26 protein-coding genes are annotated in these 24,739 nt (G+C 68.0%); 18 read left to right on the top strand and 8 right to left on the bottom strand.

Annotation, left to right across the window (positions count from 1 at the left end; all coding sequences use genetic code 11):
- Nucleotides 1-51 precede the first annotated feature (51 nt).
- Nucleotides 52-900 (bottom strand): pantoate--beta-alanine ligase, encoded by an 849-nt coding sequence (gene panC, locus I9P22_RS05610; RefSeq protein WP_199258376.1) that lies wholly within the window; start codon nt 898-900, stop codon nt 52-54.
- Complete coding sequence (panB, locus tag I9P22_RS05605; RefSeq protein WP_199258375.1) at nt 897-1,727, bottom strand: 3-methyl-2-oxobutanoate hydroxymethyltransferase; 831 nt, start codon at nt 1,725-1,727, stop codon at nt 897-899. The genes panC and panB overlap by 4 nt, the downstream gene beginning before the upstream one ends.
- A gap of 435 nt (nt 1,728-2,162) precedes the next feature.
- On the opposite strand from panB, the gene argC reads away from it, so the two are divergent.
- The gene (argC, locus tag I9P22_RS05600; protein WP_199258374.1) at nt 2,163-3,191 is read left to right on the top strand and encodes an N-acetyl-gamma-glutamyl-phosphate reductase; all 1,029 of its coding nucleotides are present in this window, start codon (nt 2,163-2,165) and stop codon (nt 3,189-3,191) included.
- Between the two features lie 120 nt (nt 3,192-3,311).
- Nucleotides 3,312-3,479: a hypothetical protein gene (locus tag I9P22_RS05595; RefSeq protein WP_199258407.1), complete on the top strand. Its 168-nt coding sequence runs from the start codon at nt 3,312-3,314 to the stop codon at nt 3,477-3,479.
- A 100-nt stretch (nt 3,480-3,579) separates the two neighbouring features.
- On the opposite strand, the gene efp is transcribed toward I9P22_RS05595, so the two are convergent.
- Nucleotides 3,580-4,146, bottom strand: coding sequence for an elongation factor P (efp, locus tag I9P22_RS05590; protein ID WP_199258373.1), 567 nt, complete (start codon nt 4,144-4,146; stop codon nt 3,580-3,582).
- A gap of 135 nt (nt 4,147-4,281) precedes the next feature.
- Between efp and epmA the strand changes: the two genes are divergently transcribed.
- Together epmA and I9P22_RS05580 are read left to right on the top strand one after the other, a co-directional pair.
- A complete protein-coding gene (epmA, locus tag I9P22_RS05585) occupies nt 4,282-5,325 on the top strand; it encodes an EF-P lysine aminoacylase EpmA (RefSeq protein ID WP_199258372.1) in 1,044 nt (347 codons plus the stop codon).
- A 148-nt stretch (nt 5,326-5,473) separates the two neighbouring features.
- Nucleotides 5,474-6,751, top strand: a complete 1,278-nt coding sequence (locus I9P22_RS05580) for a lytic murein transglycosylase (protein WP_199258371.1) — start codon at nt 5,474-5,476, stop codon at nt 6,749-6,751.
- 335 nt (nt 6,752-7,086) lie between these two features.
- On the opposite strand, the gene I9P22_RS05575 is transcribed toward I9P22_RS05580, so the two are convergent.
- The gene (locus I9P22_RS05575) at nt 7,087-9,534 is read right to left on the bottom strand and encodes a GcvT family protein (RefSeq protein ID WP_199258370.1); all 2,448 of its coding nucleotides are present in this window, start codon (nt 9,532-9,534) and stop codon (nt 7,087-7,089) included.
- A gap of 147 nt (nt 9,535-9,681) precedes the next feature.
- Here I9P22_RS05575 and I9P22_RS05570 point away from each other — a divergent pair, with 147 nt between their 5' ends.
- The 9 genes from I9P22_RS05570 (at nt 9,682) to I9P22_RS05535 (ending at nt 16,960) form a co-directional block, all read left to right on the top strand.
- On the top strand, nt 9,682-10,233 hold the full coding sequence (locus tag I9P22_RS05570; RefSeq protein WP_199258369.1) for a helix-turn-helix domain-containing protein: 552 nt from the start codon (nt 9,682-9,684) through the stop codon (nt 10,231-10,233).
- Between the two features lie 128 nt (nt 10,234-10,361).
- Nucleotides 10,362-11,894, top strand: coding sequence for an acyl-CoA carboxylase subunit beta (locus tag I9P22_RS05565; protein WP_199258368.1), 1,533 nt, complete (start codon nt 10,362-10,364; stop codon nt 11,892-11,894).
- Nucleotides 11,895-11,920: 26 nt separating this feature from the next.
- Nucleotides 11,921-12,586 carry a DUF6497 family protein gene (locus I9P22_RS05560; RefSeq protein WP_199258367.1) on the top strand — a complete coding sequence of 222 codons (666 nt, stop codon included), beginning with the start codon at nt 11,921-11,923 and terminating at the stop codon, nt 12,584-12,586.
- Between the two features lie 190 nt (nt 12,587-12,776).
- On the top strand, nt 12,777-12,911 hold the full coding sequence (locus I9P22_RS24835) for a hypothetical protein (RefSeq protein WP_269846628.1): 135 nt from the start codon (nt 12,777-12,779) through the stop codon (nt 12,909-12,911).
- Between the two features lie 90 nt (nt 12,912-13,001).
- The gene (locus I9P22_RS05555; RefSeq protein ID WP_199258366.1) at nt 13,002-13,418 is read left to right on the top strand and encodes a hypothetical protein; all 417 of its coding nucleotides are present in this window, start codon (nt 13,002-13,004) and stop codon (nt 13,416-13,418) included.
- 142 nt (nt 13,419-13,560) lie between these two features.
- Complete coding sequence (locus I9P22_RS05550) at nt 13,561-13,800, top strand: hypothetical protein (protein ID WP_199258365.1); 240 nt, start codon at nt 13,561-13,563, stop codon at nt 13,798-13,800.
- 66 nt (nt 13,801-13,866) lie between these two features.
- Nucleotides 13,867-14,094, top strand: coding sequence for a hypothetical protein (locus I9P22_RS05545; protein WP_199258364.1), 228 nt, complete (start codon nt 13,867-13,869; stop codon nt 14,092-14,094).
- 96 nt (nt 14,095-14,190) lie between these two features.
- Nucleotides 14,191-16,248: an acetyl-CoA carboxylase biotin carboxylase subunit gene (locus I9P22_RS05540; RefSeq protein ID WP_199258363.1), complete on the top strand. Its 2,058-nt coding sequence runs from the start codon at nt 14,191-14,193 to the stop codon at nt 16,246-16,248.
- Nucleotides 16,249-16,297: 49 nt separating this feature from the next.
- Complete coding sequence (locus I9P22_RS05535; RefSeq protein ID WP_199258362.1) at nt 16,298-16,960, top strand: hypothetical protein; 663 nt, start codon at nt 16,298-16,300, stop codon at nt 16,958-16,960.
- On the opposite strand, the gene I9P22_RS05530 is transcribed toward I9P22_RS05535, so the two are convergent.
- Entirely contained in the window at nt 16,926-17,117 is a 192-nt protein-coding gene (locus I9P22_RS05530) for a hypothetical protein (protein ID WP_199258361.1), read from the bottom strand. The two genes, I9P22_RS05535 and I9P22_RS05530, sit on opposite strands and share 35 nt — an antisense overlap.
- 102 nt (nt 17,118-17,219) lie before the next feature.
- On the bottom strand, nt 17,220-17,744 hold the full coding sequence (locus I9P22_RS05525; RefSeq protein WP_199258360.1) for a DUF4174 domain-containing protein: 525 nt from the start codon (nt 17,742-17,744) through the stop codon (nt 17,220-17,222).
- A 57-nt stretch (nt 17,745-17,801) separates the two neighbouring features.
- Here I9P22_RS05525 and scpA point away from each other — a divergent pair, with 57 nt between their 5' ends.
- From scpA to I9P22_RS05500, 5 genes are all read left to right on the top strand, one after another.
- Entirely contained in the window at nt 17,802-19,946 is a 2,145-nt protein-coding gene (scpA, locus tag I9P22_RS05520; protein WP_199258359.1) for a methylmalonyl-CoA mutase, read from the top strand.
- Nucleotides 19,947-20,151: 205 nt separating this feature from the next.
- The gene (locus I9P22_RS05515) at nt 20,152-20,640 is read left to right on the top strand and encodes a GNAT family N-acetyltransferase (RefSeq protein ID WP_199258358.1); all 489 of its coding nucleotides are present in this window, start codon (nt 20,152-20,154) and stop codon (nt 20,638-20,640) included.
- Between the two features lie 60 nt (nt 20,641-20,700).
- Nucleotides 20,701-21,525: a glycosyl transferase gene (locus I9P22_RS05510; protein WP_199258357.1), complete on the top strand. Its 825-nt coding sequence runs from the start codon at nt 20,701-20,703 to the stop codon at nt 21,523-21,525.
- Nucleotides 21,513-22,046 (top strand): hypothetical protein, encoded by a 534-nt coding sequence (locus tag I9P22_RS05505; protein WP_199258356.1) that lies wholly within the window; start codon nt 21,513-21,515, stop codon nt 22,044-22,046. Before I9P22_RS05510 ends, I9P22_RS05505 begins: the two co-directional genes overlap by 13 nt.
- Before the next feature lie 65 nt (nt 22,047-22,111).
- Nucleotides 22,112-23,428: a homoserine dehydrogenase gene (locus tag I9P22_RS05500; RefSeq protein WP_199258355.1), complete on the top strand. Its 1,317-nt coding sequence runs from the start codon at nt 22,112-22,114 to the stop codon at nt 23,426-23,428.
- Between the two features lie 186 nt (nt 23,429-23,614).
- Here I9P22_RS05500 and I9P22_RS05495 read toward each other — a convergent pair whose 3' ends face one another.
- Together I9P22_RS05495 and I9P22_RS05490 are read right to left on the bottom strand one after the other, a co-directional pair.
- A complete protein-coding gene (locus I9P22_RS05495; protein WP_199258354.1) occupies nt 23,615-24,259 on the bottom strand; it encodes a GntR family transcriptional regulator in 645 nt (214 codons plus the stop codon).
- Between the two features lie 45 nt (nt 24,260-24,304).
- On the bottom strand, nt 24,305-24,739 hold a 435-nt coding region (locus I9P22_RS05490; RefSeq protein ID WP_199258353.1), incomplete at its 5' end, for a M48 family metallopeptidase.

Here is a 24,739-nt window from a genome sequence, read left to right as displayed (position 1 = left end):
TTCTTCGTTCCCCAAATACTCATGCAGCGGTCGCCGCTGGCCGGGCGGCGGTCAGGGCAGCGTGACCGCGACATTGTCGATCAGCCGCACCCCGTCCAGCCAGGCCGCGACCAGCAGCCGCGCCGGGCGGCCGCGTTCCGGGGCCTGCAGCGTCTCGCCGTCGCGCAGTTCCAGATAGTCCACCGGCCCGATGCCTGCCGCTTCCAGCGCCGCGTGCGCAGCGGCCAGCGTCTCGGCCACCGGCCCGCCCGCCTCGATCTGCCGCGCCGCGTCGAACAGCGCGCGGGGCAGGGCGGCAGCGCGGCTGCGGCCCTCGGGCGTCAACCGCTGGTTGCGCGAGGACAAGGCCAGCCCGTCTTCGGCCCGCACGCAGGGGCAGGGCACGATCTCGATGGGCAGCTTCAGGTCCAGCGCCAGCCGCCGCACCAGTTGCAATTGCTGCCAGTCCTTCTCGCCGAAGAAGGCCCGGTCGGCCTGGGTCATGTTGAACAGCAGCGTCACCACCGTCGCCACGCCGTCGAAATGACCGGGCCGATACGCCCCCTCCAGCGGCCCGGTCACCCCCGAGACCGAGACCACTGTCGCATGCTCCGGCGGATAGACCTCGGCGCCATCCGGGACGAACAGTGCATCGACGCCCAGGGGGCCGAGCAGGGCCGCATCGGCATGTTCGGTGCGCGGATATTTGGCGAAATCCTCGGCATTGTTGAACTGGCGCGGATTCACGAACAGCGTCACCACCACCCGGTCGCAAGCGGCCTTCGCGGCGCGGACCAGGCTCAGATGCCCCTCGTGCAGAGCGCCCATGGTGGGGACGACGCCGATGGTCTCGCCCAGGGACTTCCAGCCCCGGACCAGGCTGCGCAGCTCGGCCAGCGGCCGGACGATCGGGGTGCTCATTCGGACTTGCCCTCGCCGAAGACATGTTCGGGACCGGGAAAGCTGCGGGCGCGCACCTCGGCGGCATAGGCGGCGATGGCGGCATCGGCGCCCTGGCCCAGCTCGGCATAGCGCTTGACGAATTTCGGCCGGAATTCAGCGAACAGGCCCAGCATGTCGTCCACGACCAGCACCTGCCCGTCGCAATCGACGCCGGCACCGATGCCGATGGTGGGCACGGCGATCTCTTGCGTGATGCGCCGGCCAAGCGCCGCGGGCAGCTTTTCCAGCACCACGGCGAAGGCGCCGGCATCGGCCAGCGCCGCGGCATCGACGGCGATGCGGTCGGCCTCGTGATGGCTGCGGCCCTGCACCTTGTAGCCGCCGAGCGTGTTCACCGATTGCGGCGTCAGCCCGACATGGCCCATGACCGGGATGCCGCGCGCGACCAGGAAGCCCACGGTCTCGGCCATGTGCCGCCCGCCTTCCAGCTTGACCGCCTGGCAGCCGGTCTCGGCCATCAGCCGCGCGGCGTTGCGGAAGGCCTGCTCGGGCCCTTCCTCGTAGCTGCCGAAGGGCATGTCCACCACCATGCAGGCGCGCGCGCAGCCGCGGGCCACGGCGCGGCCATGCAGGATCATCATCTCCATGGTCACGCCCAGGGTCGAGGGCAGGCCGTGCAGCACCATGCCCAGGCTGTCGCCCACCAGCACCAGGTCGCAATGCGCATCGACGAGCTGGGCCATGGGGGTGGTATAGGCGGTCAGGCAGACCACGGGCTCGACGCCCTTGCGGGCACGGATGTCGCCGGGGCCAAGCCGGCCCTTGCGATCGGGGGTCGCGCTCATCTCTCTCTCCCTTGTCCTCGGCCGCGGCGGCCGGTGCCCGAATATTGGATTCGCGCCGGGATGTCTCGCAATAAAATGAGCCGGGGCGGGATTGCCACGCATGAAAAGAAGGCGCGGATCGAACGGCGGGCGTGTTAGTTGCAATATTCAAGACATATCAACGGCTTTTCACTCATACATGGTGCAATGCGTGATCCATGATCCCGCCTTGTGGCGACCGTCCCGGCCCCGGACCGCCGCTTCGGTGCTGACGCACGCTCTTCGCAATCTTCCAGTTTATATACATAATATCAATATATTATGATAATTTTCCAGATTTCTTCCAAGACGCGCATTCATCCGTCCCTGCGACCTTCCTTGACATGGGGCCGGGCGCGGCCTAGTGCCCTGCCGAATGCAGATGCCGCGCCGCGGCCAGTTCCTCGGGATCGAGACATGACGCTGAAAGCTGCCATCCTTGGGGCATCGGGTTATACGGGGGCGGAACTGGTCCGCATCCTCGCCACCCATACCCGGATCGAGATCGCCGCGCTTTCTGCCGACCGCAAGGCCGGGCAGGGCTATGACGAGGTCTTCCCGCATCTGCGACACCTGAAGCTGCCGGCGCTGGTCCGGATGGAGGAGATCGACTTCTCGGCCATCGACCTGGTGTTCTGCGCCCTGCCGCATGGGCTGAGCCAGCCGCTGGTCGGGCAATTGCCGCGCGACGTGAAGATCGTCGATCTGGGCGCCGATTTCCGGCTGCGCGACCCGGCGGAATACCGGAAATGGTATGGGCTCGACCATGCCGCGCCCGAGATCCAGCCCGAGGCGGTCTATGGCCTGACCGAGTTCTATCGCGACCAGATCAAGGGCGCCCGGCTGGTCGCCGGCACCGGCTGCAACGCGGCGACGGTGCAATTCGCGCTGCGGCCGCTGATCGGATCAGAGCTGATCGACCTGGACGACATCATCTGCGACCTGAAGAACGGCGTCTCCGGGGCAGGGCGGTCGCTCAAGGAAAACATGCTCTTCGCCGAACGCTCCGAGGACGTGGCGGGCTATTCCCAGGGCGGCAAGCACCGCCACCTGGGCGAGTTCGACCAGGAATTCTCGGCCATCGCCGGGCGCGAGGTGCGCATCCAGTTCACCCCGCATCTGGTGCCGGTGAACCGCGGCATCCTGGCATCCTGCTACCTGAAGGGCGAGCCGCAGGCGGTGCATGCGGCGCTGGCCGAGGCCTATGCGGACGAGCCCTTCATCCTGGTGCTGCCCTTCGGCCAGCTGCCGGCGATGGCGCATGTCCAGGGCTCGAACTTCTGCCATATCGGCGTGACCGGCGACCGGATCTCGGGGCGCACGCTGGTCGTCTCGACGCTGGACAACCTGTGCAAGGGCTCCTCGGGGCAGGCGGTGCAGAACGCCAACCTGATGCTGGGCCTGCCGGAAACCGAAGGGCTTATGCTGGCGCCGATCTTCCCCTGACCGCTGCCGGGCGGCGGCGATCCTGGACCATGGCGCGCGGAACGGGACCGCGGAACCGGAAGGCGGGGCCGCGCGTCTTGTTCGATAGGGCGGCATCCGGCCGCCGGAAGGAGAAAGCCAATGCGTAGCCTGATTGCGACTGCCGTTTCCGCAATGGTGCTGATGCTGGCCGGTTGCGGCGACAATGCCACCGAGCGCGCCGCGACCGGCGGCCTGGGGGGCGCGGTGATCGCCGGCCCGGCCGGTGCGGTGGTGGGCGGCACCATCGGGGCCGCGACCGCGGATTGATCCGCAGCACCCCGCACAGCTGCGGATGATGCCCGCCGGCCGCGCAAGGGCGGGCGCCGGGCAGGGATGGGGCCCGTCCCGCCGGCCCCCTTATCGCGCCTCAGCCCTTGGCGCGTTCCACATAGGTCAGGTCGGCGGTGTTGATGACCACCTTGGTGCCGACGCCGATATGCGGGGGCACCATGATGCGCACGCCGTTATGCGCCACCGCCGGCTTGTAGCTGGACGAGGCAGTCTGGCCCTTGACCACCGGCTCGGTCTCGACCACTTCGACGGTGACCTTCTGCGGCAGCTCGATGGCGATGGCGACGCCGTTATGGACCTGCAGGAAGACGCGGATGCCGTCCTCCAGGAAGACCTTGTCGTCGCCGACCACATCGGGCGAGACCACGACCTGCTCGTAGCTCTCCGGCTCCATGAAGTGGAAGCCCTCGCCGTCCTCGTAGAGGAAGTCGTATTCGCGCTCGTCCACATGGGCGCGCTCGACCTGTTCGGTGGTCTTCCAGCGTTCCGAGACCTTGGTCCCGTCCGAGATGCGGCGCAGATCGACCTGCGTGACCGGCGTGCCCTTGCCGGGATGGAAGTTCTGCGCCGTCAGGACGACATAGAGACGGCCGTCGATCTCGACGACATTGCCTTTGCGAAGGCTGGAGGCGATGACTTTCAAGGCGGTTTCCCTTGCCTGCTTTTCAATTTCCGGAAGGCCGGATACCAAGTCCGGCGAAGATGACATCCCATAGCGTTTTCCGCAGGCTTGCGCCAGCCGCAAGCGGAAAACGTCGCCGATGCAGGAGGTGCGCGCATGAACCCCGCCGATGAAAGCCCGTGGTGGGACCGCGACCGCCATGCCGGGCGCCGGCCGCTGCTGTTGGCCAGGGGCCGCATCCAGGCCGCGATCCGTGACTGGCTGGGCGCCCAGGGCTTCGTCGAGGTCGATCCGCTGGCCCTGGCCGTCAGCCCGGGAAACGAGGTGCACCTGCATGCCTTCGAGACCCGGCAGATCGGCAATGACGGGCTGGCGCGGCCGATATATCTGCATACCAGCCCGGAATTCGCCATGAAGAAGCTGCTGGCGGCGGGCGAGGGGCGCATCTTCGCCTTCAGCCATGTCTGGCGCAACCGCGAGCGTGGGGTGCTGCACAGCCCGGAATTCACCATGCTGGAATGGTATCGCACAGGCCAGGATTATCGCGTGCTTTTCGAGGATTGCGCGCAATATCTGCGGCACGCGGCGGAATGCGCCGGGGCCGAGATGTTGCGCTTTCGCGGCGTCGCATGCGATCCCTATGCCACGCCCGAGGTGATGACGGTGGCACAGGCGTTTCGCGAGCTGGCCGGCATCGACCTGCTTTCGACCTGCGACGGGGCCGAGACCGATGCCGATGCGCTGCGTGCCCAGGCCGAAGGGCAGGGGGTGCGGCTGGCCCCGGATGACGGCTGGTCCGACATCCTGTCCCGGGTGCTGGTCGAGAAGGTCGAGCCGCATTTGGGCCATGGCCGGCCGCTGATCCTCGACCGCTATCCGGCCGCCGAGGCGGCGCTGGCCCGCCGTGCCGCGGACGAGCCGCGCGAGGCCGAGCGGTTCGAGCTTTACGCCTGCGGGGTCGAGCTGGCCAACGGTTTCGGCGAGCTGACCGACCCGGTCGAGCAGCGCCGCCGCTTCCAGCAGGAGATGCAGGAAAAGGCGCGAATCTATGGCGAGCGCTATCCTCTGGATGAGGATTTCCTGGCCGCCCTGGCCTTCATGCCGCCGGCGTCGGGCTGCGCGCTGGGGTTCGACCGGCTGGTGATGCTGGCCACCGGCGCACCGCGCATCGACGAGGTTCTGTGGACACCAATTCCTTAGAAACAGTATATTATCAGAAATATCTAAGATAGTATCGAGAACTCGGCCGCCCGCCCTTGCGCGAGCTGTTGCCGCGCGCGTGATTACGCCTTTCAGCCGGTTCACGCCGCCGCTACTCTGGTCAAAACACGCGAGCGAGGGGTGGGAAATGCGGTTTTCATTGCGGGTATCGGCGACACTGACGGCGCTGGCGCTGGTGCTGGGCGGATGCACGGGCGGGATCTATCAACCCGGCGGCGTGGCCCAGCAGAGCCAGGAGATCAAATGGGGGCGCGACCAGAATCCGCCCGTGGCCAAGGTGGCCGGGCTGAACGGCTGGATCCAGGGCTTCAAGGCCAATGCGCGCGCCCAAGGCATCAGCGACGGGACGCTGGATTTCGCCTTCCGCGACGTGATCTACAATCCCGAGGTGGTGCGGCGCTCGCAGAACCAGGCCGAGTTCAAGAAGTCGCTCTGGGAATATCTCGAGACCGCGGTCTCGGAAAAGCGCCAGACCAACGGCCGGGCGGTGCTGGCGCAATATGGCGGCGTACTGGGCCGCGTCGAGGCGGCCTATGGCGTCGACAAGGAAATCGTCGCCGCCGTCTGGGGCATGGAATCGACCTATGGCGAGCGCCGGGGGGACATGCCGCTGATCGAGGCGCTGGCGACGCTTGGCTATGAAGGCTATCGCGGCGCGTTCTTCCGCAGCCAGCTGATGGCGGCGCTGCGCATCCTGCAGGCCGGCGACATCGACCCGGGCCACATGACCGGCAGCTGGGCCGGGGCCATGGGCCATACGCAGTTCATTCCGACCACCTATCTGGCCTATGCGGTGGATTTCACCGGCGACGGCCGGCGCGACATCTGGTCGAACGATCCCTCGGACGCGCTGGCCTCGGCCGCGAACTACCTGGCGAAATCCGGCTGGCAGCCGGGACTGCCGGCGGCGGTCGAGGTCACGCTGCCGTCCGGCTTCGCTACCGGGTCTGCCGGCAAGGGCAAGCGGCGCAGCGTCGCGGAATGGCAGTCGCTGGGCGTGCGCCAGGCGACCTCGCGGCCCTTGCCCCCGGCCGGCACTTCGGCCGAACTGATCCTTCCCGGCGGTCCCACCGGCGCGGCCTTCCTGATCACCCGCAACTTCCACGCCATCCTGCGCTACAACAATGCCGACAGCTATGCGCTGGCGGTCTCGCATCTGGCGGACCGGCTGAAGGGCTATCCGGGCCTGGCCAATCCCTGGCCGGTCGATCATCCCGGCCTGCGCATCGAGCAGCGCAAGGAGATGCAGCGCCTGCTGACCGCGCGCGGCTTCGACACCCAGGGCGTGGACGGCAATGTCGGCAGCAACACGATCGGCGCGATCAAGGCCTATCAGGCCTCGCGCGGCTTGCCCGTGACGGGCGAGCCATCGGCCGCGCTGCTGGAGCAGCTGCGCCGCGGCTGAGGCGGCCGGCTTTCGGCGGGCGATCATCGCCCGCCGGTCACGGATCGCAGATTGACTACATAACTCTGGTTATCGCGACAATGGATGCGCGGTGGCGACACCCTCCCGCTTGACACCCTTCCGCTTGCGGAGGCGCTCGGCGCCAGAGGATCGCAGCAAGGTGAAAACCCCGCTCCAGGACTCTGGAGCGGGGCTGGATTTGGGGTCTGCGGGATGGTGGGTTAGTCCGCCCGCAGTGGAGAATCAAATACCTTGGTACCAATATGATCCAAGGATAGAATCAGAATTCGCCCGGCGATATTGGTAGATTTGCCTATCCGGCGCGCCCTGCCCCGTCACATCGCCAGCCGTCGCGAATCCGGGTCGTAGAGCGGCTTCAGGCTCGCCTCGGCCGCGACCAGCCGGCCGGCCACCTCGATCTGCCAGGCCGAGGCCAGCAGTTTCTCGGCCGTCTCGTCCGGACGGCAGGGCGCATAGCCCAGGCCGATGGCGCCGCCCAGCGTATGGCCATAGGCGCCAGAGCTCAGTTGCCCGACGATGCGGCCGTCGCGCAGGATCGGCTCGTTATGGAACAAGAGCGGCTCGGGATCGCGCAGGCGGAACTGCAGCAGCCGGCGGGTCAGGCCCTGCTCGCGCTTCCTCAGCACTGCCTCGCGGCCGATGAAATCGCCCTTGCCGGTCCTGACCGCGAAGCCCAGCCCGGCCTCCAGCACGTGATCCTCGTCGGTGATGTCGTGGCCGAAATGCCGATAGGCCTTTTCGATCCGGCAGCTGTCCATGGCGTGCAGCCCGCAAAGCCGCAGGCCCAGGTCCTCGCCCGCCTCGGCCAGCACCTCAAAGACATGCGCGGCCTGGTCAGAGCTGACGTAAAGCTCCCATCCCAGCTCGCCCACGTAGGAGATGCGATGCGCGCGGGCCAGGCCCAGGCCGATCTCGATCTCGCGCGCCAGGCCGAAGGGATGCGCCTCGTTCGAGAAATCGTCGGGCGAGACCCGGGACAGAAGCTCGCGCGAGCGCGGCCCCATGACCGGGATCACCGCCTCGGCGGCGCTGATGTCGGTGATGGTGACGAAGGCTTCGCCCAGATGCCGGCGCAGCCAGGCCAGGTCGCGCTGCAGCGTCGCGCCGGGCACCACCAGCAGGAAGGCGGTTTCCGAGAGCCGCGTCGCCGTCAGGTCGGACTCGATCCCGCCGCGGGCGTTCAGCATCTGCGTATAGACGATGCGCCCCGGCGCCACGTCCATGTCATTGCCGCAAAGCCGTTGCAGGAAGGCCAGCGCATCCCGCCCCTCGACCCGGATCTTGCCGAAGCTGGACATGTCCAGCAGCCCGACGCCTTCGCGCAGCGCCCGGTGTTCCTCGGCGCTGTTTGCAAACCAGTTCTGCCGGGTCCAGGCATAGCGGTATTCGCGCGGCTCACCGGGACCGGCAAACCAGTTGGCGCGTTCCCAGCTCGCGACCTCGCCGAATACCGCGCCGCGCGCCTTCAGGTGCTCGTGGAGCGGCGAACGGCGCAGCCCGCGCGCCGTCGCCATCTGGCGGTAAGGGTAATGATCGGCGTAAAGCAGGCCCAGCGTTTCCGTCACCCGCTCGCGCAGGTAGCGGCGATTGCGCTGGAAGGGCTGGGCGCGGCGGATGTCCACCTCCCACAGGTCGAAGGGCGGCTCGCCCTCGTCCATCCAGGCCGCCAGCGCCATGCCCGCCCCGCCGGACGACACGATGCCGATGGAGTTGTAGCCGGCCGCCACCCAGTAGCCGGCGAGATCCGGCGCCTCGCCCAGGTAATAGCGGTCGTCGGGGGTGAAGCTTTCCGGGCCGTTGAAGAAGGTGTGGATGCCGGTCTGGGCCAGGATCGGCATGCGGGCGATGGCCTGTTCCAGGATCGGCTCGAAATGGTCCACGTCCTCGGGCAGCTGGTCGAAGCAGAAATCCTCGCGGATGCCGGCCATGCCCCAGGGCTTCGCCACCGGCTCGAAGGCGCCGAGCAGGATCTTGCCGGCATCCTCCTTGTAATAGGCGCATTCGTCGGGCACGCGCAGCACAGGAAGCTGCGGCAGGCCCGGGATCGCCTCGGTGACGATGTAGAAATGCTCGCAGGCATGCAGCGGCAGGGTGACGCCGTTCTGCGCCGCCAGGTCCCTGCCCCACATGCCGCCGCAATTGACCACATGGGCGGCGGCGATATGGCCCTGCTCGTCGCCCGCCTGCCAGTCGACGCCGGTGACGCGGCCGCGATCGGCGGTGACGCGGGCGACCTTGACGCCCTCGGCGATGCGGGCGCCGCGCAGTCGCGCACCCTTGGCCAGCGCCAGGGCGATATTGGCCGGATCCGCCTGCCCGTCTCCCGGCAGATGGACGCCGGACACCACGTCCCGAGTCTCAAGATGTGGATACAGCGCCCTGATTTCGCTGGGAGAAAGCTCATTGACCTCGACACCGAAGGCCCGGGCCATCGAGGCCTGGCGCAACAGTTCTTCGCGCCGGGCCTCGGTCAGCGCCACGGTCATCGAGCCGCGCTGGCTGAAACCGGTGGCCAGCCCGGTCTCGGCCTCCAGCCGCGTGTAGAGGTCGGTCGAATATTTCGCCAGACGGGTCATGTTCCGGCTGGCGCGCAGCTGCCCCACCAGCCCAGCCGCGTGCCAGGTGGTGCCGCAGGTCAGCTGCTTGCGTTCCAGCAGCACGATGTCGGTCCAGCCCCGCTCGGCCAGGTGATAGGCGACCGAGCAGCCGGAGATGCCGCCGCCGATGATGACGACGCGGGCGGATTTGGGCAGATCGGGCATGGCGCGGCTCCTGGCAGGTTCGGCAGCATCATGCCAACTCAAAATGAAAATTTAAAGGGTAATTTTCATTTTTATGATGATTTTATAGTTTATCATCACTTCTGCATGACTCTGGTCAGAACCGCACGGATCGTCTAGCAAGGACGCATGGACCGGATCGGGCAGGATATCAGGGCCTTGCGCAAGGCGCGGGGCATGACCATCGCGGATTGCGCGGCGGCGCTGGACCGTTCGGTCGGCTGGCTCAGCCAGGTCGAGCGCGGCATGACCACGCCTTCCGTCCACGACCTGGGCCAGATCGCCAACCTGTTCGGCCTGAACATCAGCTTCTTCTTCCGCTCGGCCGCCCGCCGGCCCGAGGAACAGGGCATCATCGTCCGCGCCGCCGATCGCAGCGCCATCGGCTCAAGCGAAACCGGGCTCAGCGAGGAACTGCTCTCCCCCGGCCTGACCGGCGGATTCGAGATGATCCGCTCGGTCTTCGCCCCGCGCTCGAAAAGCCAGGGGATGCGCCCGGCCCGCGACAAGGAGGATGGCGGCGTCGTCGTCTCCGGCCGGCTGGTCCTGCAAGTCGGGACCGCGCGCTTCGCGCTGGCTGCCGGCGACAGCTTCCAGTTCAAGGGCGCGGCCTATGCCTGGGAAAACCCCGGCGACGAGCCGGCCGAGGTGATCTGGATCGTTGCGCCGCCGATCTACTAGCGTCGCCGATATTGCCAATTTTGCTATTTGCACGGTGTTGGCCTTGCATATTTTGCAAATATTCGCCTTTCCGCTTCCCGCCCGGGCATCCAGCCGGTAGTTTGCCGCAAACCCCAAGGGAGACGGCCATGAAGGACATTCTCGGCGAACTGGAATCGCGCCGCCGCGATGCGCGGCTGGGCGGCGGGCAGCGGCGCATCGACGCCCAGCACGCCCGTGGCAAGCTGACCGCACGCGAGCGGCTCGAGCTGCTGCTGGACGAGGGCTCCTTCGAGGAATTCGACATGTTCGTCCGCCACCGCTCGACCGATTTCGGCATGGAGGACGACCGGCCCTATGGCGACGGCGTCGTCACCGGCTGGGGCACGATCAACGGCCGCATGGTCTATGTGTTTTCGCAGGACTTCACCGTCTTCGGCGGCTCGCTGTCGGAAACCCATGCGCAGAAGATCTGCAAGATCATGGACATGGCAGTGCAGAACGGCGCCCCGGTGATCGGGCTGAACGATTCCGGCGGCGCCCGGATTCAAGAGGGGGTGGCCTCGCTGGCGGGTTACGCGGACGTGTTCCAGCGCAACATCATGGCCTCGGGCGTGGTGCCGCAGATCAGCGTCATCATGGGCCCCTGCGCCGGCGGCGCGGTCTATTCGCCGGCGATGACCGACTTCATCTTCATGGTCAAGGACACCTCCTACATGTTCGTGACCGGCCCGGACGTGGTCAAGACGGTGACCAACGAGGTGGTGACGGCCGAGCAGCTGGGTGGCGCCTCGACCCATACCAAGAAGTCCTCGGTCGCCGACGGCGCCTTCGAGAACGACGTCGAGGCGATGACCGAGATCCGCCGGCTGGTCGACCTGCTGCCGCTGAACAACCGCGAAAAGGCGCCGACCCGGCCGTTCTTCGACGACCCGAACCGCATCGAGCCCAGCCTCGACACGCTGATCCCCGACAACCCGAACCAGCCCTATGACATGAAGGAGCTGATCCTGAAGGTCGCGGACGAGGGCGACTTCTACGAGATCCAGAAGGATTTCGCCGCCAATATCATCACCGGCTTCATCCGCATCGAGGGCCAGACCGTGGGGGTGGTCGCCAACCAGCCGATGGTGCTGGCGGGCTGCCTCGACATCGACTCGAGCCGCAAGGCGGCGCGCTTCGTGCGCTTCTGCGACGCCTTCGAGATCCCGATCCTGACCTTCGTCGACGTGCCGGGCTTCCTGCCGGGCACCGGCCAGGAATATGGCGGCGTCATCAAGCACGGCGCGAAGCTGCTCTTCGCCTATGGCGAGGCCACGGTGCCGAAGGTCACGGTCATCACCCGCAAGGCCTATGGCGGCGCCTATGACGTCATGGCCTCCAAGCACCTGCGTGGCGATTTCAACTATGCCTGGCCCACGGCGGAAATCGCGGTGATGGGCGCCAAGGGCGCGGTCGAGATACTGTATCGCAGCGAACTGGGCGATGCCGAGAAGATCGCCGGCCGGACCAGGGATTACGAGGACCGCTTCGCCAACCCCTTCGTCGCCGCCGAAAAGGGCTTCATCGACGAGGTGATCCAGCCGCATTCGACCCGCCGCCGCGTGGCGCGCGCCTTCGCCAGCCTGCGCGGCAAGAAACTGTCGAATCCCTGGAAGAAGCACGACAACATCCCGCTGTAACCAGCGGCGAAGCAAGGGGGGAAAGGATGTCGAGACTTGCGGTGTTCGGCCTTGCGCTGTCATGCCCGGCCCTGGCGGCCGGGGCGATGGCGGCTGGCGCCGAGCCGGCCGGGATCAGACTTCCCTCGGGCGCGACCGTATTCTGGCAGGAAACCCGGCACGACAATTCCGGAGGCCAGGGCCTGACCTATCGCTTTCGCTTCGTCATGCCCGACCTGGCCAGCCGGGTGCCGGCGACCAGCGGCCCGGCCTCGGATTTCGACGCCGGGACGGGCGAGGACGCGGCCGGGCGCGCGCCCATCGACATCGACACCGAGACCGGCGCAGTTGCGGGCGCGCCTGCGGATGCGGCGCCGGATGACGGGCTGATCGACCCGGCGCTTCTGGACGACCAGCCGGTCGAGGCGGATGCCGCCGCCGAGGAGGCCGCCGATGCGCTGGTCGAGGTGCCGGTGCTGCCGGCCGCCCCCGACGTGCTGGCCCAGGACCCGGTGCATGACGACATCGTCTGGCTGTGCGAGCACTGGATCCTGCCCCGCATCGCCAGCCCCGCGCCCCGCCCCAGCCAGATCGTCATCAGCCTGGCGGATCGCGAACTGCCCTTCGGCGCTTACGACCCCGAGGCGATCCAGCTTTTCGAGGCCTTCCGGCTGCCGCCCGACCGCGATGCCTGCGAATGGGAGCCATGGTGATGGCCGGCTTCACGTTTCCGTGCCCTGATGCAGGCCTGCCACAGAGCCCCGCAGCTTCGGGGATGGCCCGGCCCTGCGGCTGTAAGGGCTTGCGCGGGCTGGCTATCATGCCGCCGCGGCCGCCCCTTGCGGCCGAATCTCAACCGAGCAGTCGGGACCGCAGCGTCCCGCCATACAGGAGCACGACACCATGTCGAAGAAAGTTGTTCTGGCCCTCGTCCTCGTCGGCCTCGCCGCGGCTTGCGCCAAGAAAGAGCCCGAAGTCGTTCCGGCCCCGGTCGTCCAGCCCGAGCCGGTGTTCCAGGGCAAATACGGCGCCAACTGAGCCATTCGCCGCGCGCGGGCTGCCAGGCGGCCCGCGCCAACCGCGCCCCTGCCCGCCCCCGCGCGTCACCACCGACAAAGGGGGCAAGACATGCTGAAGCATCGCGGCTTTCCGGGCCGTCTTCCGGGCACCGATTTCCAGTTCATCATCCGCCGCGCCAACAAGAAGGGTGCAACGCCCTTGGTCCGGCGTGAGCGGTTCCATGACCGCAAACCCGTCGACAAGCGCGCCGATGCCGCCTTCCTGGCAGCGCTGATCGCGCATTTCGGCGACGAGCCCTTCCCGCGCGGCAACCTGGACGCCGGCCGGCTGTCCTGGCTTCTGGGCCGCGAGGTCGTGGCCGTCGGCAAGCTGGACCCGACCGATTACGAGCAGTTGCTGCGCGTTGACATGAAGCGTGCCGAGGCCGGATTCCCCGAGCTTTTCGCCGAGGAGGCGCCGGAGTTCGACTGGGACGAGGCCGGCTGGGACGATGAAGACCCCGACGCGGAGGCCGATGATCGATGACCGGCCGAGCGATGGGCGGAATGCCGCGTAGTCTTGTCTTTTCACACCGTTGTCAGTTTCTTCCGGAAATGGCGCGTGCAATATTGTGCGCACCTCTATCATCAACGGCCCGGCAACGGGTCCATAATACAGGCAAAGAGCTATGCAAAAATCCGTCATCCTCCGTCTTTCCGGCGTGGCCCTCATGGTCGCCGGCCTTGCCGCCTGCGACCAGGGCTATGGCGGCGGCATCTCGCCCGATGCGCAGCGCGCGGCGGGTGGCGCCCTGGCCGGGGCCGCGGTCGCCAAGATCATCGACGGCGACGTGGGGACCGGCGCGCTCATCGGTGCGGCGGGCGGCGCGCTCTGCGACGACGCCGGCGTCTGCCAGCAGCGCTACTAAACGCAACAGGGCAGTCGGCTCGGGGCACCAGCCCCGCGCCGCCGCCCGCATCCCGGAGCAAACGAGATGTCCAAGAAACTCGTTCTCGTGCTTGGGCTGGGCCTGTTCGGCCTCGCCGGCTGCACCCAAGGCATCAACCCGACCGACATGGACCGCGGCCTCATCGGCGCGGGCGTCGGCGCGACCGCTGCCTATGTCGGCGGCCATAACGTCGCCAAGGGCGCGGCCATCGGCGCTGCCGCCGGCGCGCTTTGCGACGACGTCCGCCTTTGCGAGCCGACCCGCCGCTACTAAGCCGCGCGGCCCCGAACCATTACCGTTTTCAGGCCGTCCCGGCACCTTGCCGGGGCGGCTTTTTCACGTCCGGGATCTGCCCCAAGGGAAAGAAGCATGTTCAAGAAAATCCTGATCGCCAACCGGGGCGAGATCGCCTGCCGGGTCATCAAGACCGCCAAGAAGATGGGCATCCAGACCGTCGCCGTCTATTCCGACGCCGACCGCAACGCGCTGCATGTCAAGATGGCGGACGAGGCCGTCCATATCGGCCCGCCTCCGGCGAATCAGTCCTATATCGTGATCGACCGGATCATGGAGGCGATCCGCCGGACCGGGGCCGAGGCGGTGCATCCCGGCTATGGCTTCCTGTCCGAGAACATGAAATTCGCCGAGGCGCTGGAAAAGGAAGGCGTGGTATTCATCGGCCCGCCCTCGCCCGCCATCGAGGCGATGGGCGACAAGATCACCTCGAAGAAGCTGGCGCAAGAGGCCGGGGTCAGCACGGTGCCGGGCTATATGGGCCTGATCGCCGATGCCGACGAGGCGGTGAATATCTCGAAGGAAATCGGCTTTCCGGTGATGATCAAGGCCAGCGCCGGCGGCGGCGGCAAGGGCATGCGCATCGCCTGGACCGAACAGGAGGCGCGCGAGGGCTTCGAATCCTCGAAGAACGAGGCGGCGAACAGTTTCGGCGACGACCGCATCTTCATCGAGAAATTCGTGACTCAGCCCCGGCATATCGAGATCCAGGTGCTGGCCGACAAGCACGGCAATTGCGTCTACCTGCACGAGCGCGAATGCTCGATCCAGCGCCGCAACCAGAAGGTGATCGAGGAAGCCCCCTCGCCCTTCCTCGACGAGGCGACCCGCAGGGCCATGGGCGAACAGGCCTGCGCATTGGCCAAGGCGGTGGGCTATACCAGCGCCGGCACGGTGGAATTCATCGTCGACGCGCAGAAGAACTTCTATTTCCTGGAGATGAACACCCGGCTGCAGGTCGAGCATCCGGTGACCGAGCTCATCACCGGCATCGACCTGGTCGAGCAGATGATCCGCGTCGCCGGCGGCGAGCCCCTGCCCTTTGCCCAGGCGGACCTGAAGATCGACGGCTGGGCCATCGAAAGCCGGCTCTATGCCGAAGATCCCTATCGCAACTTCCTGCCCTCGATCGGCCGGCTGACCCGCTATCGCCCGCCGCGCGAGACCGCCGCCGGCCCGCTGCAGGCGGCCGACCGCTGGGTGCCCGCCCATCCCGGCGACCACCCGCCGGTCGCCGCGACCGGGGTGCGCAACGATACCGGCGTCTACGAGGGCGGCGAGATCAGCATGTATTACGACCCGATGATCGCCAAGCTCTGCACCTGGGCGCCGTCGCGCGAGGCGGCCATCGAGCAGATGCGTCTGGCGCTGGACGAGTTCGAGGTCGAGGGCATCGGCCACAACCTGCCCTTCCTGTCGGCGGTGATGGACCATCCGAAATTCGTCTCGGGCGACATCTCGACCGCCTTCATCGCCGAGGAATATCCCGAGGGCTTCCTGGGCGCGACCCTGCCCGATGCCGAGATCACCCGCGTCGCCGCCTCGGCCGCGGCCATGCATCGCGTGGCCGAGATCCGCCGCGCCCGCATCTCGGGCCGGCTCGACAACCACGAGCGGCATGTCGGCGAGCATTGGGTCGTCTTCGTCGCCGGCAAGGAGATCCCGGTGCGCATCACCGCCGACCGCCAGGGCTCGACGGTCGAGATCGACGGGCGCAAGCTGCGCGTCGAAAGCGACTGGCTGCCCGGCCAGTCTCTGGCACGGCTGTCGGTCGATGGCGTGGCCCTGGTGATGAAGGTGGACCGGCTGCCCTCGGGCTTCCGGCTGCGGGTGCGCGGCGCGGACCTCAAGACCTATGTGCGCCGTCCGCGCGCCGCCGAGCTGGCGCGGCTGATGCCCGAGAAACTGCCGCCGGACACCTCGAAATTCCTGCTCTGCCCGATGCCGGGCCTGGTGGTGCGGATCAATGTCGCGGCCGGCGACGAGGTGCAGGAGGGCCAGGCGCTGGCCACGGTCGAGGCGATGAAGATGGAGAACATCCTGCGCGCCGAGAAGAGGGCGGTGGTGAAATCCGTCAACGCCCAGCCGGGCGAAAGCCTCAAGGTCGATGACGTGATCATCGAGTTCGAGTGACGGGAAACCGCCGGGCGCCCGCCAGTGCCCGGCCCAGGGATCGGGGATCATGCCGGTTTTCGACGACTATCTCAGCCCCCATGCACAGCAGGCGGTGATCGCCGGGCTGTTCATCGCCACGGGCTGGTGGGTCGTCGCCCTGCAGAACCGCCGGCGCGATGCCAAGCGGCGGGCCGAGCGGGTGGGCGACGTGCAGCGCGCCCTGCTGGCCGAGATCCGCGCCCATGTCGTGGCGCTGGAGGCGCAGCGACTGGACGAGGACGAGGCACGGCGGCTGCTGGACAGCCTGCGGGACAGCGGCCGGGTGCCGGTGATCCCGACCCAGGCCAACGACCGGATATTCGCCGCGATCATCGACGAGGTGCATATCCTTCCGGCCTCGGTCATCGACCCGGTGGTGACCTATTACCGGCAGCTTTCGGTCATGGCCGCCTTTGCCGAGGCGATCCGCAACCAGGCCAGGCAGGACGCGGCCCGGGCGGTCGAGATGTTCGGGGATTACCTGGGACTGACCGAGGCGGCGCGCGAGACCGGGCACGAGGCGATGCGGCTTCTGATGGCCAGCATCTTCGGCGGCGAGCGTGCGGTCCAGGAGTTGCTGGAACAGGAAGAACAGGCGGGCGCCCGGCGCATTGCTGCCACCCTGCCCGACGAGCTGGCGGAACTGCGCGACCGCCTCAGTAAGCGATCTTCGGACCGGAGCGGCCTTTGATGGGTTTCAGACCGACGATGATGGCCATTTCGTTGGCGGTGCGGGCACGGGCCAGCCGCTCGGCCAGCGAGGCGTTGGCCGGGCCGGGCTTGGCTGGACCGGAACCCGTCGCCGGGGCGACGTCTTCCGCGACGCGCGGCAGGGGCGATTCGGCCATGGCTGTCCTCCTGTTCAGCGGGCATCCGTGCTGCCCTGCCCCCAAGATAGTGCCTGCGCCGCCATCCCGCAATGACATCGGCGCGATTTTCGCAAGCCCGGGTCACGGCAGCCCGGCGCGGCCGATCTCTTGCCGGCGCAGCGGGAACTTGTCGATGGCGCGGGTGATCTCGCGCACCGACCAGGGTACGGGCTTCCTTTGCTTGACCTGGCCGTCCTTGTCCATCAGCACCAGCGAGAACCCCTCGGGGCGCAATTGCCGCCGCCAGGCGCTGGCCGCCGCCGGGTCGGTATCGGTCACCACCACTACGTCGCGCGCGATCAGCGGCGCCGGGTCGCGTTGCAGCGCCGCCAGCTGCTCGACGAAGGCCGGATCGGCGGCGGTATCGGCAAAGACCACCACCGGCCGGGCCTGCCACAGGAATTCCGCCGGATCGGCCTCGGCCGCCGGCAGCACGGTCAGCGCGCGCGCCGCCGTCCCGGCCGGCGCGGCCGGGCCTTCGCTGCGCGCGGCGGGCACTTCGCCGCGGACATACGGGCGATGGCCGTCGGCCTCGCCCTCGGGCCTGGATCCCATCGCCGCCAGAAGCGGCACCAGCGCCAGAAAAATCAACCGTTTCAGTTTCATCGCCCCCTCTGCTCTCTCTTCATATAAGAGCCGAGGGGCCATGGGAAAGGATGCAAGATGAGCGAAAGCACGAAAGCCGCACTGGAAGAATGGCGCCGGCTCGCCAGCAAGGAGCTGAAGGGCACCGATCCGGACAGCCTGACCTGGCACACGCTGGAGGGAATCGCGGTCAAGCCGCTCTATACCCAGGCGGATGTGCAGGACCTGCCGCATCTGGGCAGCCTGCCCGGAATCGAGCCCTACACCCGCGGCCCGCGTGCCACCATGTATGCCGGCCGTCCCTGGACGATCCGGCAATATGCCGGCTTCTCAACCGCCGAGGAATCGAACGCCTTCTATCGCAAGGCGCTGGCGGCGGGCCAGCAGGGCGTCTCGGTCGCCTTCGACCTGGCCACGCATCGCGGCTATGACAGCGACCATCCCCGCGTCGAGGGCGACGTGGGCAAGGCCGGCGTCGCCATCGACAGCGTCGAGGACATGAAGATCCTGTTCGACGGCATCCCACTGGACAAGGTTTCCGTGTCCATGACCATGAACGGCGCGGTGATCCCGATCCTGGCGAATTTCATCGTCACCGGCGAGGAACAGGGGCATCCGCGCTCGGTGCTGTCGGGCACCATCCAGAACGACATCCTCAAGGAATTCATGGTCCGCAACACCTATATCTATCCGCCCGAGCCCTCGATGCGGATCATCGCGGACATCATCGAATACACCTCGAACGAGATGCCCAGGTTCAACTCGATCTCGATCTCCGGCTATCACATGCAGGAGGCGGGCGCGAACCTGGTGCAGGAGCTGGCCTATACCCTGGCCGACGGGCGCGAATATGTCCGCGCCGCGCTGAAGGCCGGCATGGACGTGGACCAGTTCGCCGGGCGGCTGTCCTTCTTCTTCGCCATCGGCATGAATTTCTTCATGGAGGCGGCCAAGCTGCGCGCCGCGCGCCTGCTATGGACGCGCATCATGAAGGAATTCGAGCCGAAGAAGCCGGGCAGCCTGATGCTGCGCACGCATTGCCAGACCTCGGGCGTGTCCCTGCAGGAACAGGACCCCTACAACAACGTGGTGCGCACCGCCTACGAGGCGATGGCCGCGGCGCTTGGCGGCACGCAGTCGCTGCATACCAACGCGCTGGACGAGGCCATCGCGCTGCCGACCGAGTTCAGCGCCCGCATCGCCCGCAACACCCAGCTGATCCTGCAGGAGGAGACCGGCATCACCCATGTCGTGGATCCGCTGGCCGGCAGCTATTACGTCGAGAGCCTGACCCATGAGCTGGCCGAGAAGGCCTGGGCGCTGATCGAGGAGGTCGAGGCCATGGGCGGCATGACCAAGGCCGTGGCCTCGGGCATGCCCAAGCTGCGCATCGAGGAAACCGCCGCCCGCCGCCAGGCCCAGATCGACCGCGGCGAGGAGGTGATCGTCGGCGTGAACAAGTATCGCCTGGCCAAGGAAGACCCGATCGACATCCTCGACATCGACAACATGAAGGTGCGCGAGGCGCAGATCGCCCGGCTGCGGGCGATGCGCGCGGCGCGGGACGAGGCGAAATGCCAGGCGGCGCTGGACGAGCTGTCGCGCCGGGCGAAGGAAGGCGGCAACCTGCTCGAGGCGGCGGTCGAGGCCGCGCGCGCCCGGGCCAGCGTGGGAGAGATCAGCATGGCGATGGAGAAGGTGTTCGGCCGCCACCGGGCCGAGGTCAAGACGCTGGCCGGCGTCTATGGCGCCGCCTATGAGGGCGACGACGATTTCGCGCAGATCCAGCGCGACGTCGAGGCCTTCGCCGAGCAGGAGGGCCGCCGCCCGCGCATGCTGGTGGTCAAGATGGGCCAAGACGGCCACGACCGCGGCGCCAAGGTGATCGCCACCGCCTTCGCCGATATCGGCTTCGACGTCGATGTGGGGCCGCTGTTCCAGACACCCGAGGAAGCCGCACAGGACGCCATCGACAACGACGTGCATGTCGTGGGGATCTCGTCCCAGGCGGCGGGCCATAAGACCCTGGCGCCGAAGCTGATCGCGGCGCTGAAGGACCAGGGCGCCGGCGACATCATCGTGATCTGCGGCGGGGTGATCCCGCAGCAGGATTACGATTTCCTGAAGAAGGCCGGGGTGAAGGCGATCTTCGGGCCGGGGACCAATATCCCGGCGGCTGCCCGCGACATCCTGGGCCTGATCCGCGAGGCGCGGGCGGCGTGAGCGGGCTGCGGCCGCATCGGTATTGGGGCGACGAAGAAGCCGGCGCCGGTCCCGAAGCGGCGCCGGCGCCGGGAAAGGGGGAAGGATGCTGCGTCCCGCGACCGAGGCCGATCTTCCGGCGCCGCCGCATGGGTATTTGTGAAACGGAAAGATGGCCGGCCGCCGCGCGAGGGATCGGGCGGCGGCTTCCAGCAGGAGCAAGCCCATGATCATCCGACCTGCCGAGGACCGCGACATGGCCGCCATCCTCGGCTTCTGGAACCCGCTGATCCGCGAGACCACGGTCACCTTTTCCAGCGAGGAGAAGACCGCCGGGGGGCTGGCGCTCATGATCGCGCAGCGGCGGGCGGCGGGGCGGGAATTCCTGGTCGCCGAGGAAGACGGCGCGGTGCTGGGACTGGCGAGCTACGATCAGTTCCGCAGCGGCAACGGCTATGCGCATTGCATGGAGCACACGGTCATCCTGTCTCCGGCCGCGCGCGGGCGCGGCATCGGCCGGGCGTTGATGGCGGCGATCGAGGACCATGCCCGCGCCGGCGGCGCGCATGGCATGATCGCCGCCGTCTCGGCCGAGAACCCGGCCGGCATCGCCTTTCACCGCGCCATCGGCTACCGGCAGGTGGGGCTGGTGCCGCAGGCGGGGCGCAAGTTCGGCCGCTGGCTGGACCTGGTGCTGCTGCAAAAGATCCTCTGAGCCCGGCTTGCCTGTTCCCGGGCGCTGTGAAAGACTCGCGCCCGGAAACGCGAGGGCGGGATGAACGACGGGCGCAACGGCACGGTCAAGCAGATCATCTGCATCAAATGGGGCACGAAATTCGGCCCGGAATTCGTCAATCGCCTGCATGGCATGGTGGCGCGCAACATCACCCCGCCGTTTCGGCTTTACTGCTTCACCGATGACGGCACCGGGCTGCATCCCGACATCGCCGTGCGGCCGCTGCCGGAATTCGACTATCAGGCGCCGGTCAACACCAAGGGAAAATGGCCGAAATCCCGGCTTTGGGGCGATCTGGGCGACGTGACCGGGGTGGTGCTGTTCCTGGACCTGGACGTCATCATCACCGGCAGCCTCGACGATTTCTTCGCCTATGGCGATCCCGACGACACGGTGCTGGGGCTGAACCCGAACACGCCGCTGGAGAAGATGGGCCAGACCTCAGTCTATCGGATGCGGGTCGGCAAGCTGAAGCCCCTGCAGGAGATATTCCGCGCCGATCCGCAGGCCGCGGCCGACAAGTTCAAGTATGAGCAGCGCTTCGTCACCCGCAACGCCCCGGGCGGGGTGAAGTTCTGGCCGCGCGGCTGGCTGGCGCATTTCCGCATGCATTGCGTGCCGAACTTTCCGCTGAACTACCTGCGCCCGGCGCGCATCCCCCCGGGCACCCGCATCGTGATCTTTCCGGGCGACCTGAACCCGCCCGACGCCATCCTGGGCCGCTGGAGCGACAAGGACCAGCATCGCGCGCCGCTGGACCACCTGCGCGCCGCCTTCGACGGCCGCCGGCGCGAAAGCCTGTCCCGGCACCTGCGCCACTACCTGCTTCCCGTCGGCTGGGTCGGCGAGCTATGGCGAGAATAGGCGCGCCGCCCGAGACGCATTACACCCTGCCCGCGGATTTCGCCGCCGCGCTGGGGCAATGCGTGGCGAGTTTCGGCTGGCTCGAGGAGATCATCAAGCGCACCATCTATGCGCTCGACCGCGCCCGCCTGGCCGACGACCTGACCGAGGAGGAACTGCAGAGCTGGCTGACCCGCATGGGCTCGATCGCCGACGATTCCATGGGCACGCTGATCGAGCAGCTCGATGCCGCCATGCGCCGCTATCCCGGCCTGCGCGACCGCAACCGCATCACCGACCGGCTCTACGAGATCCGGCTGCACCGCAACCTGCTTTGCCATGCCTCCTGGCGCCCCACCGGGGACAAGGCGCGCTGGCATCCGGCCTTCGTCAACACCAAGGGCGAGGTGCAGCGCGAGCCGCTGGCCATCGCCGCGCTGGAGCGCATTCGCGAGGACACCGTCGATATCGGCGTGCGGGTGATGCGGGTGATGCGCGCCACCGGCGTGCAGGGTTACTGGGCGGGCGACGACGAGGCGTGAAGCCTTGCGTTGCAAGCCCGCGCCGCATCCGCTAACACCGCAACGTCCATAGATAAGAGTTGCATATGTCCGCCCAGAACCAGGGGCAAAACGCCTCTCCGCTTCGTCTCGGCATCGCTGGCCTCGGGACGGTCGGCACCGGCACCGTCAAGATCATCCAGAAACACGCCGCCCTGCTGGGGCTTCGCGCCGGCCGGCCCATCGCCATCACCGCCGTCAGCGCCCGCGACCGGATGAAGAACCGCGACCTGGACCTGTCCGGCTATGCCTGGGAGGAGGACGCCCGCGCCCTGGCGCTGCGCGAGGACGTGGACGTCTTCGTCGAGCTGATCGGCGGCGACGAGGGCATCGCCCGCGAGGCGGTGACCGCAGCGCTGCGGGCCGGCAAGGACGTGGTGACCGCCAACAAGGCGCTGCTGGCGATCCACGGCCAGGAACTGGCGGAACTGGCCGAGGCCAATGGCCGGGTGATCCGCTTCGAGGCCGCGGTAGCGGGCGGCATCCCGGTGATCAAGGCGATGACCGAGTCGCTTTCCGGCAACGAGATCCGCCGCGTCATGGGGGTGATGAACGGCACCTGCAACTATATCCTGACCCGGATGGAAAGCGCCGGCCTGCCCTATGAGACGGTGTTCGAGGAGGCGCGGCAGCTGGGCTATCTGGAGGCCGACCCGACGCTGGACGTGGGCGGCATCGACGCCAGCCACAAGCTGGCCATCCTGGCCGCCATCGCCTTCGGCACCCGCCCCAGCTTCGACGCGGTCGAGATCGAGGGCATCGAGCGGGTCAGCATCGACGACATCCGCCGCGCCGCCGATATGGGCTATCGCATCAAGCTGCTGGGCGTGGCGCAGATGACCGGACGCGGGCTGGAGCAACGCATGTCGCCCTGCCTGGTGCCCGCCGACAGCCCGCTGGGGCAGTTGCAGGGCGGCACCAACATGGTGGTGATCGAGGGCGACTCGGTCGGCCAGATCGTGCTGCGCGGCGCCGGCGCCGGCGAAGGCCCGACCGCCAGCGCCGTCATGTCCGACGTGATCGAGATCGCCCGCGGTGTCAGGATGCCGAGCTTCGGCCAGCCGGCCGGGACGCTGGCCAGCCCGCAGCCGGCGCGCACCGCGGTGCCGGCGGCCTATTACATCCGCCTGCAGCTGACCGACAAGCCGGGCGCGCTGGCCAAGGTCGCCTCGGTGCTGGGCGACAGCGGCATCTCGATCGACCGCATGCGGCAATACGGCCATTCCCGGACCGAGGGCGTGGCGCCGGTGCTGATCGTCACCCACAAGACCACCCCCGAAGCCATCGACCACGCCATCGAGGCCCTGCCCCGCACCGGCGTCATTGCCGGCGAGCCGGTCGAGTTGCGCATCGAGGAGGTCTGATCCGCCGGCGCGGCGCCCGGCCGCACTGGCGGATGTGGGTATTTGGCAAACGGAAAGTGAAGGGCGCCGTTGCCCCGGAATGCGGCGACGCGGCCTTTCCTGACCGGCCGAGAGACCGGCAGCGGCGGCGGCCTGGTTCGCGGCCGGCTTCGGGTATTCCCGCATCGAAGAGATCGCCGGGGCCGGTCAGGCGCTGCCCAGGTGGCGCAGGCCGTGGGTCACGTCGGCCCGGACCGCCAGCCGCAGCCCCGGCTCGTCCCCGGCGCGCAGCGAGGCCAGGATCATGCGGTGGTGGCGCGGCGGCTCGTTGCGCTTGACCCGGCCGTAGAGGGCCCGCATGGTCGGACCGAGCTGCAGCCAGACCGTCTCGACGATGGCCAGCATCGCCGGCGCCTGGGCGCGCAGGTAGAGCAGCCGGTGGAATTCCAGGTTGGTGCGGATATAGCCGATCGCGTCATGGCTTTCGGCCGCCTCGCCGATGGCGGCGTTGATCACCGCCATGCGCTCGATCAGCGCCTGGTGGGCGCGCGGCAAGGCGCGGGCGGCCAGTTCCGGCTCGATCAGCCCGCGCAGCGCCGCCAGTTCCTCGATGCGCTCGATCGACAGTTCCGGCGTGGTGATCCGCCCCGAGGAGGAGAGCGACAGCGCCCCTTCGGCCACCAGCCGCCGCACCGCCTCGCGCGCCGGGGTCATCGAGACGCGATGCTCGGCGGCGATGCCGCGCAGGGTCAGGGCCAGGCCGGGCGGCAGTTCGCCCAGCATGATGCGCTGGCGCAGGTTGCGGTAAAGCCGCTCATGGGCCGAGGTTTCCGAGGAACGCGAAGCAGTCATGCGCCAGCTGTGATCACAAAACCGGGCGCCGTCAAGCCCTGCCGCTCAGGGGCGGAAGCGCCAAGCCAGCAGCTCGTGCCCATGTGCCCGCAGCCAGGCGCGCTGGCGGGCGTAATCCGGCATCAGCCGGCCGGTCGCGGCCCAGAAGGCCGGCGAATGGTCCATATGCGCCAGATGCGCCACCTCATGCGCGGCGACATAGTCCAGCACCTCGGGCGGCGCCATGGCGAGGCGCCAGGAAAACATCAGCCGCCCGTCATGGGTGCAGCTGCCCCAGCGCGAGCGGGTGTCGCGCAGCGCCAGCGCCCGGAAGCCGCGCCCCAGCGCCGCCGCATGGCGGTCGCAGGCCGCGATCAGCCGGGCCTGCGCCAGGTGCTTCAGCCAGGCCTCGACCACCACGCCGGCCGGCCGGGCCTGGGGCACCAGCAGGGCCTCCTCGGTCAGCGCGACGCGGCGGGTCTCGGCCGGGGTGATGCGGCG

The organism is Paracoccus binzhouensis, from assembly GCF_016446475.1.
GTDB lineage: Bacteria > Pseudomonadota > Alphaproteobacteria > Rhodobacterales > Rhodobacteraceae > Paracoccus > Paracoccus binzhouensis.
Note: the sequence above shows the minus strand (reverse complement) of the source record. Positions and strands in the feature narration are given on the sequence as shown.

Coding starts and splice junctions, on each gene's coding strand:
- panC (WP_199258376.1), bottom strand. CDS start 900: ATGAGCACCCCGATCGTCCGGCCGCTGGCCGAGCTGCGCAGCCTGGTC.
- panB (WP_199258375.1), bottom strand. CDS start 1,727: ATGAGCGCGACCCCCGATCGCAAGGGCCGGCTTGGCCCCGGCGACATC.
- argC (WP_199258374.1), top strand. CDS start 2,163: ATGACGCTGAAAGCTGCCATCCTTGGGGCATCGGGTTATACGGGGGCG.
- I9P22_RS05595 (WP_199258407.1), top strand. CDS start 3,312: ATGCGTAGCCTGATTGCGACTGCCGTTTCCGCAATGGTGCTGATGCTG.
- epmA (WP_199258372.1), top strand. CDS start 4,282: ATGAACCCCGCCGATGAAAGCCCGTGGTGGGACCGCGACCGCCATGCC.
- I9P22_RS05580 (WP_199258371.1), top strand. CDS start 5,474: ATGCGGTTTTCATTGCGGGTATCGGCGACACTGACGGCGCTGGCGCTG.
- I9P22_RS05575 (WP_199258370.1), bottom strand. CDS start 9,534: ATGCCCGATCTGCCCAAATCCGCCCGCGTCGTCATCATCGGCGGCGGC.
- I9P22_RS05570 (WP_199258369.1), top strand. CDS start 9,682: ATGGACCGGATCGGGCAGGATATCAGGGCCTTGCGCAAGGCGCGGGGC.
- I9P22_RS05565 (WP_199258368.1), top strand. CDS start 10,362: ATGAAGGACATTCTCGGCGAACTGGAATCGCGCCGCCGCGATGCGCGG.
- I9P22_RS05560 (WP_199258367.1), top strand. CDS start 11,921: ATGTCGAGACTTGCGGTGTTCGGCCTTGCGCTGTCATGCCCGGCCCTG.
- I9P22_RS24835 (WP_269846628.1), top strand. CDS start 12,777: ATGTCGAAGAAAGTTGTTCTGGCCCTCGTCCTCGTCGGCCTCGCCGCG.
- I9P22_RS05555 (WP_199258366.1), top strand. CDS start 13,002: ATGCTGAAGCATCGCGGCTTTCCGGGCCGTCTTCCGGGCACCGATTTC.
- I9P22_RS05550 (WP_199258365.1), top strand. CDS start 13,561: ATGCAAAAATCCGTCATCCTCCGTCTTTCCGGCGTGGCCCTCATGGTC.
- I9P22_RS05545 (WP_199258364.1), top strand. CDS start 13,867: ATGTCCAAGAAACTCGTTCTCGTGCTTGGGCTGGGCCTGTTCGGCCTC.
- I9P22_RS05540 (WP_199258363.1), top strand. CDS start 14,191: ATGTTCAAGAAAATCCTGATCGCCAACCGGGGCGAGATCGCCTGCCGG.
- I9P22_RS05535 (WP_199258362.1), top strand. CDS start 16,298: ATGCCGGTTTTCGACGACTATCTCAGCCCCCATGCACAGCAGGCGGTG.
- I9P22_RS05530 (WP_199258361.1), bottom strand. CDS start 17,117: ATGGCCGAATCGCCCCTGCCGCGCGTCGCGGAAGACGTCGCCCCGGCG.
- I9P22_RS05525 (WP_199258360.1), bottom strand. CDS start 17,744: ATGAAACTGAAACGGTTGATTTTTCTGGCGCTGGTGCCGCTTCTGGCG.
- scpA (WP_199258359.1), top strand. CDS start 17,802: ATGAGCGAAAGCACGAAAGCCGCACTGGAAGAATGGCGCCGGCTCGCC.
- I9P22_RS05515 (WP_199258358.1), top strand. CDS start 20,152: ATGATCATCCGACCTGCCGAGGACCGCGACATGGCCGCCATCCTCGGC.
- I9P22_RS05510 (WP_199258357.1), top strand. CDS start 20,701: ATGAACGACGGGCGCAACGGCACGGTCAAGCAGATCATCTGCATCAAA.
- I9P22_RS05505 (WP_199258356.1), top strand. CDS start 21,513: ATGGCGAGAATAGGCGCGCCGCCCGAGACGCATTACACCCTGCCCGCG.
- I9P22_RS05500 (WP_199258355.1), top strand. CDS start 22,112: ATGTCCGCCCAGAACCAGGGGCAAAACGCCTCTCCGCTTCGTCTCGGC.
- I9P22_RS05495 (WP_199258354.1), bottom strand. CDS start 24,259: ATGACTGCTTCGCGTTCCTCGGAAACCTCGGCCCATGAGCGGCTTTAC.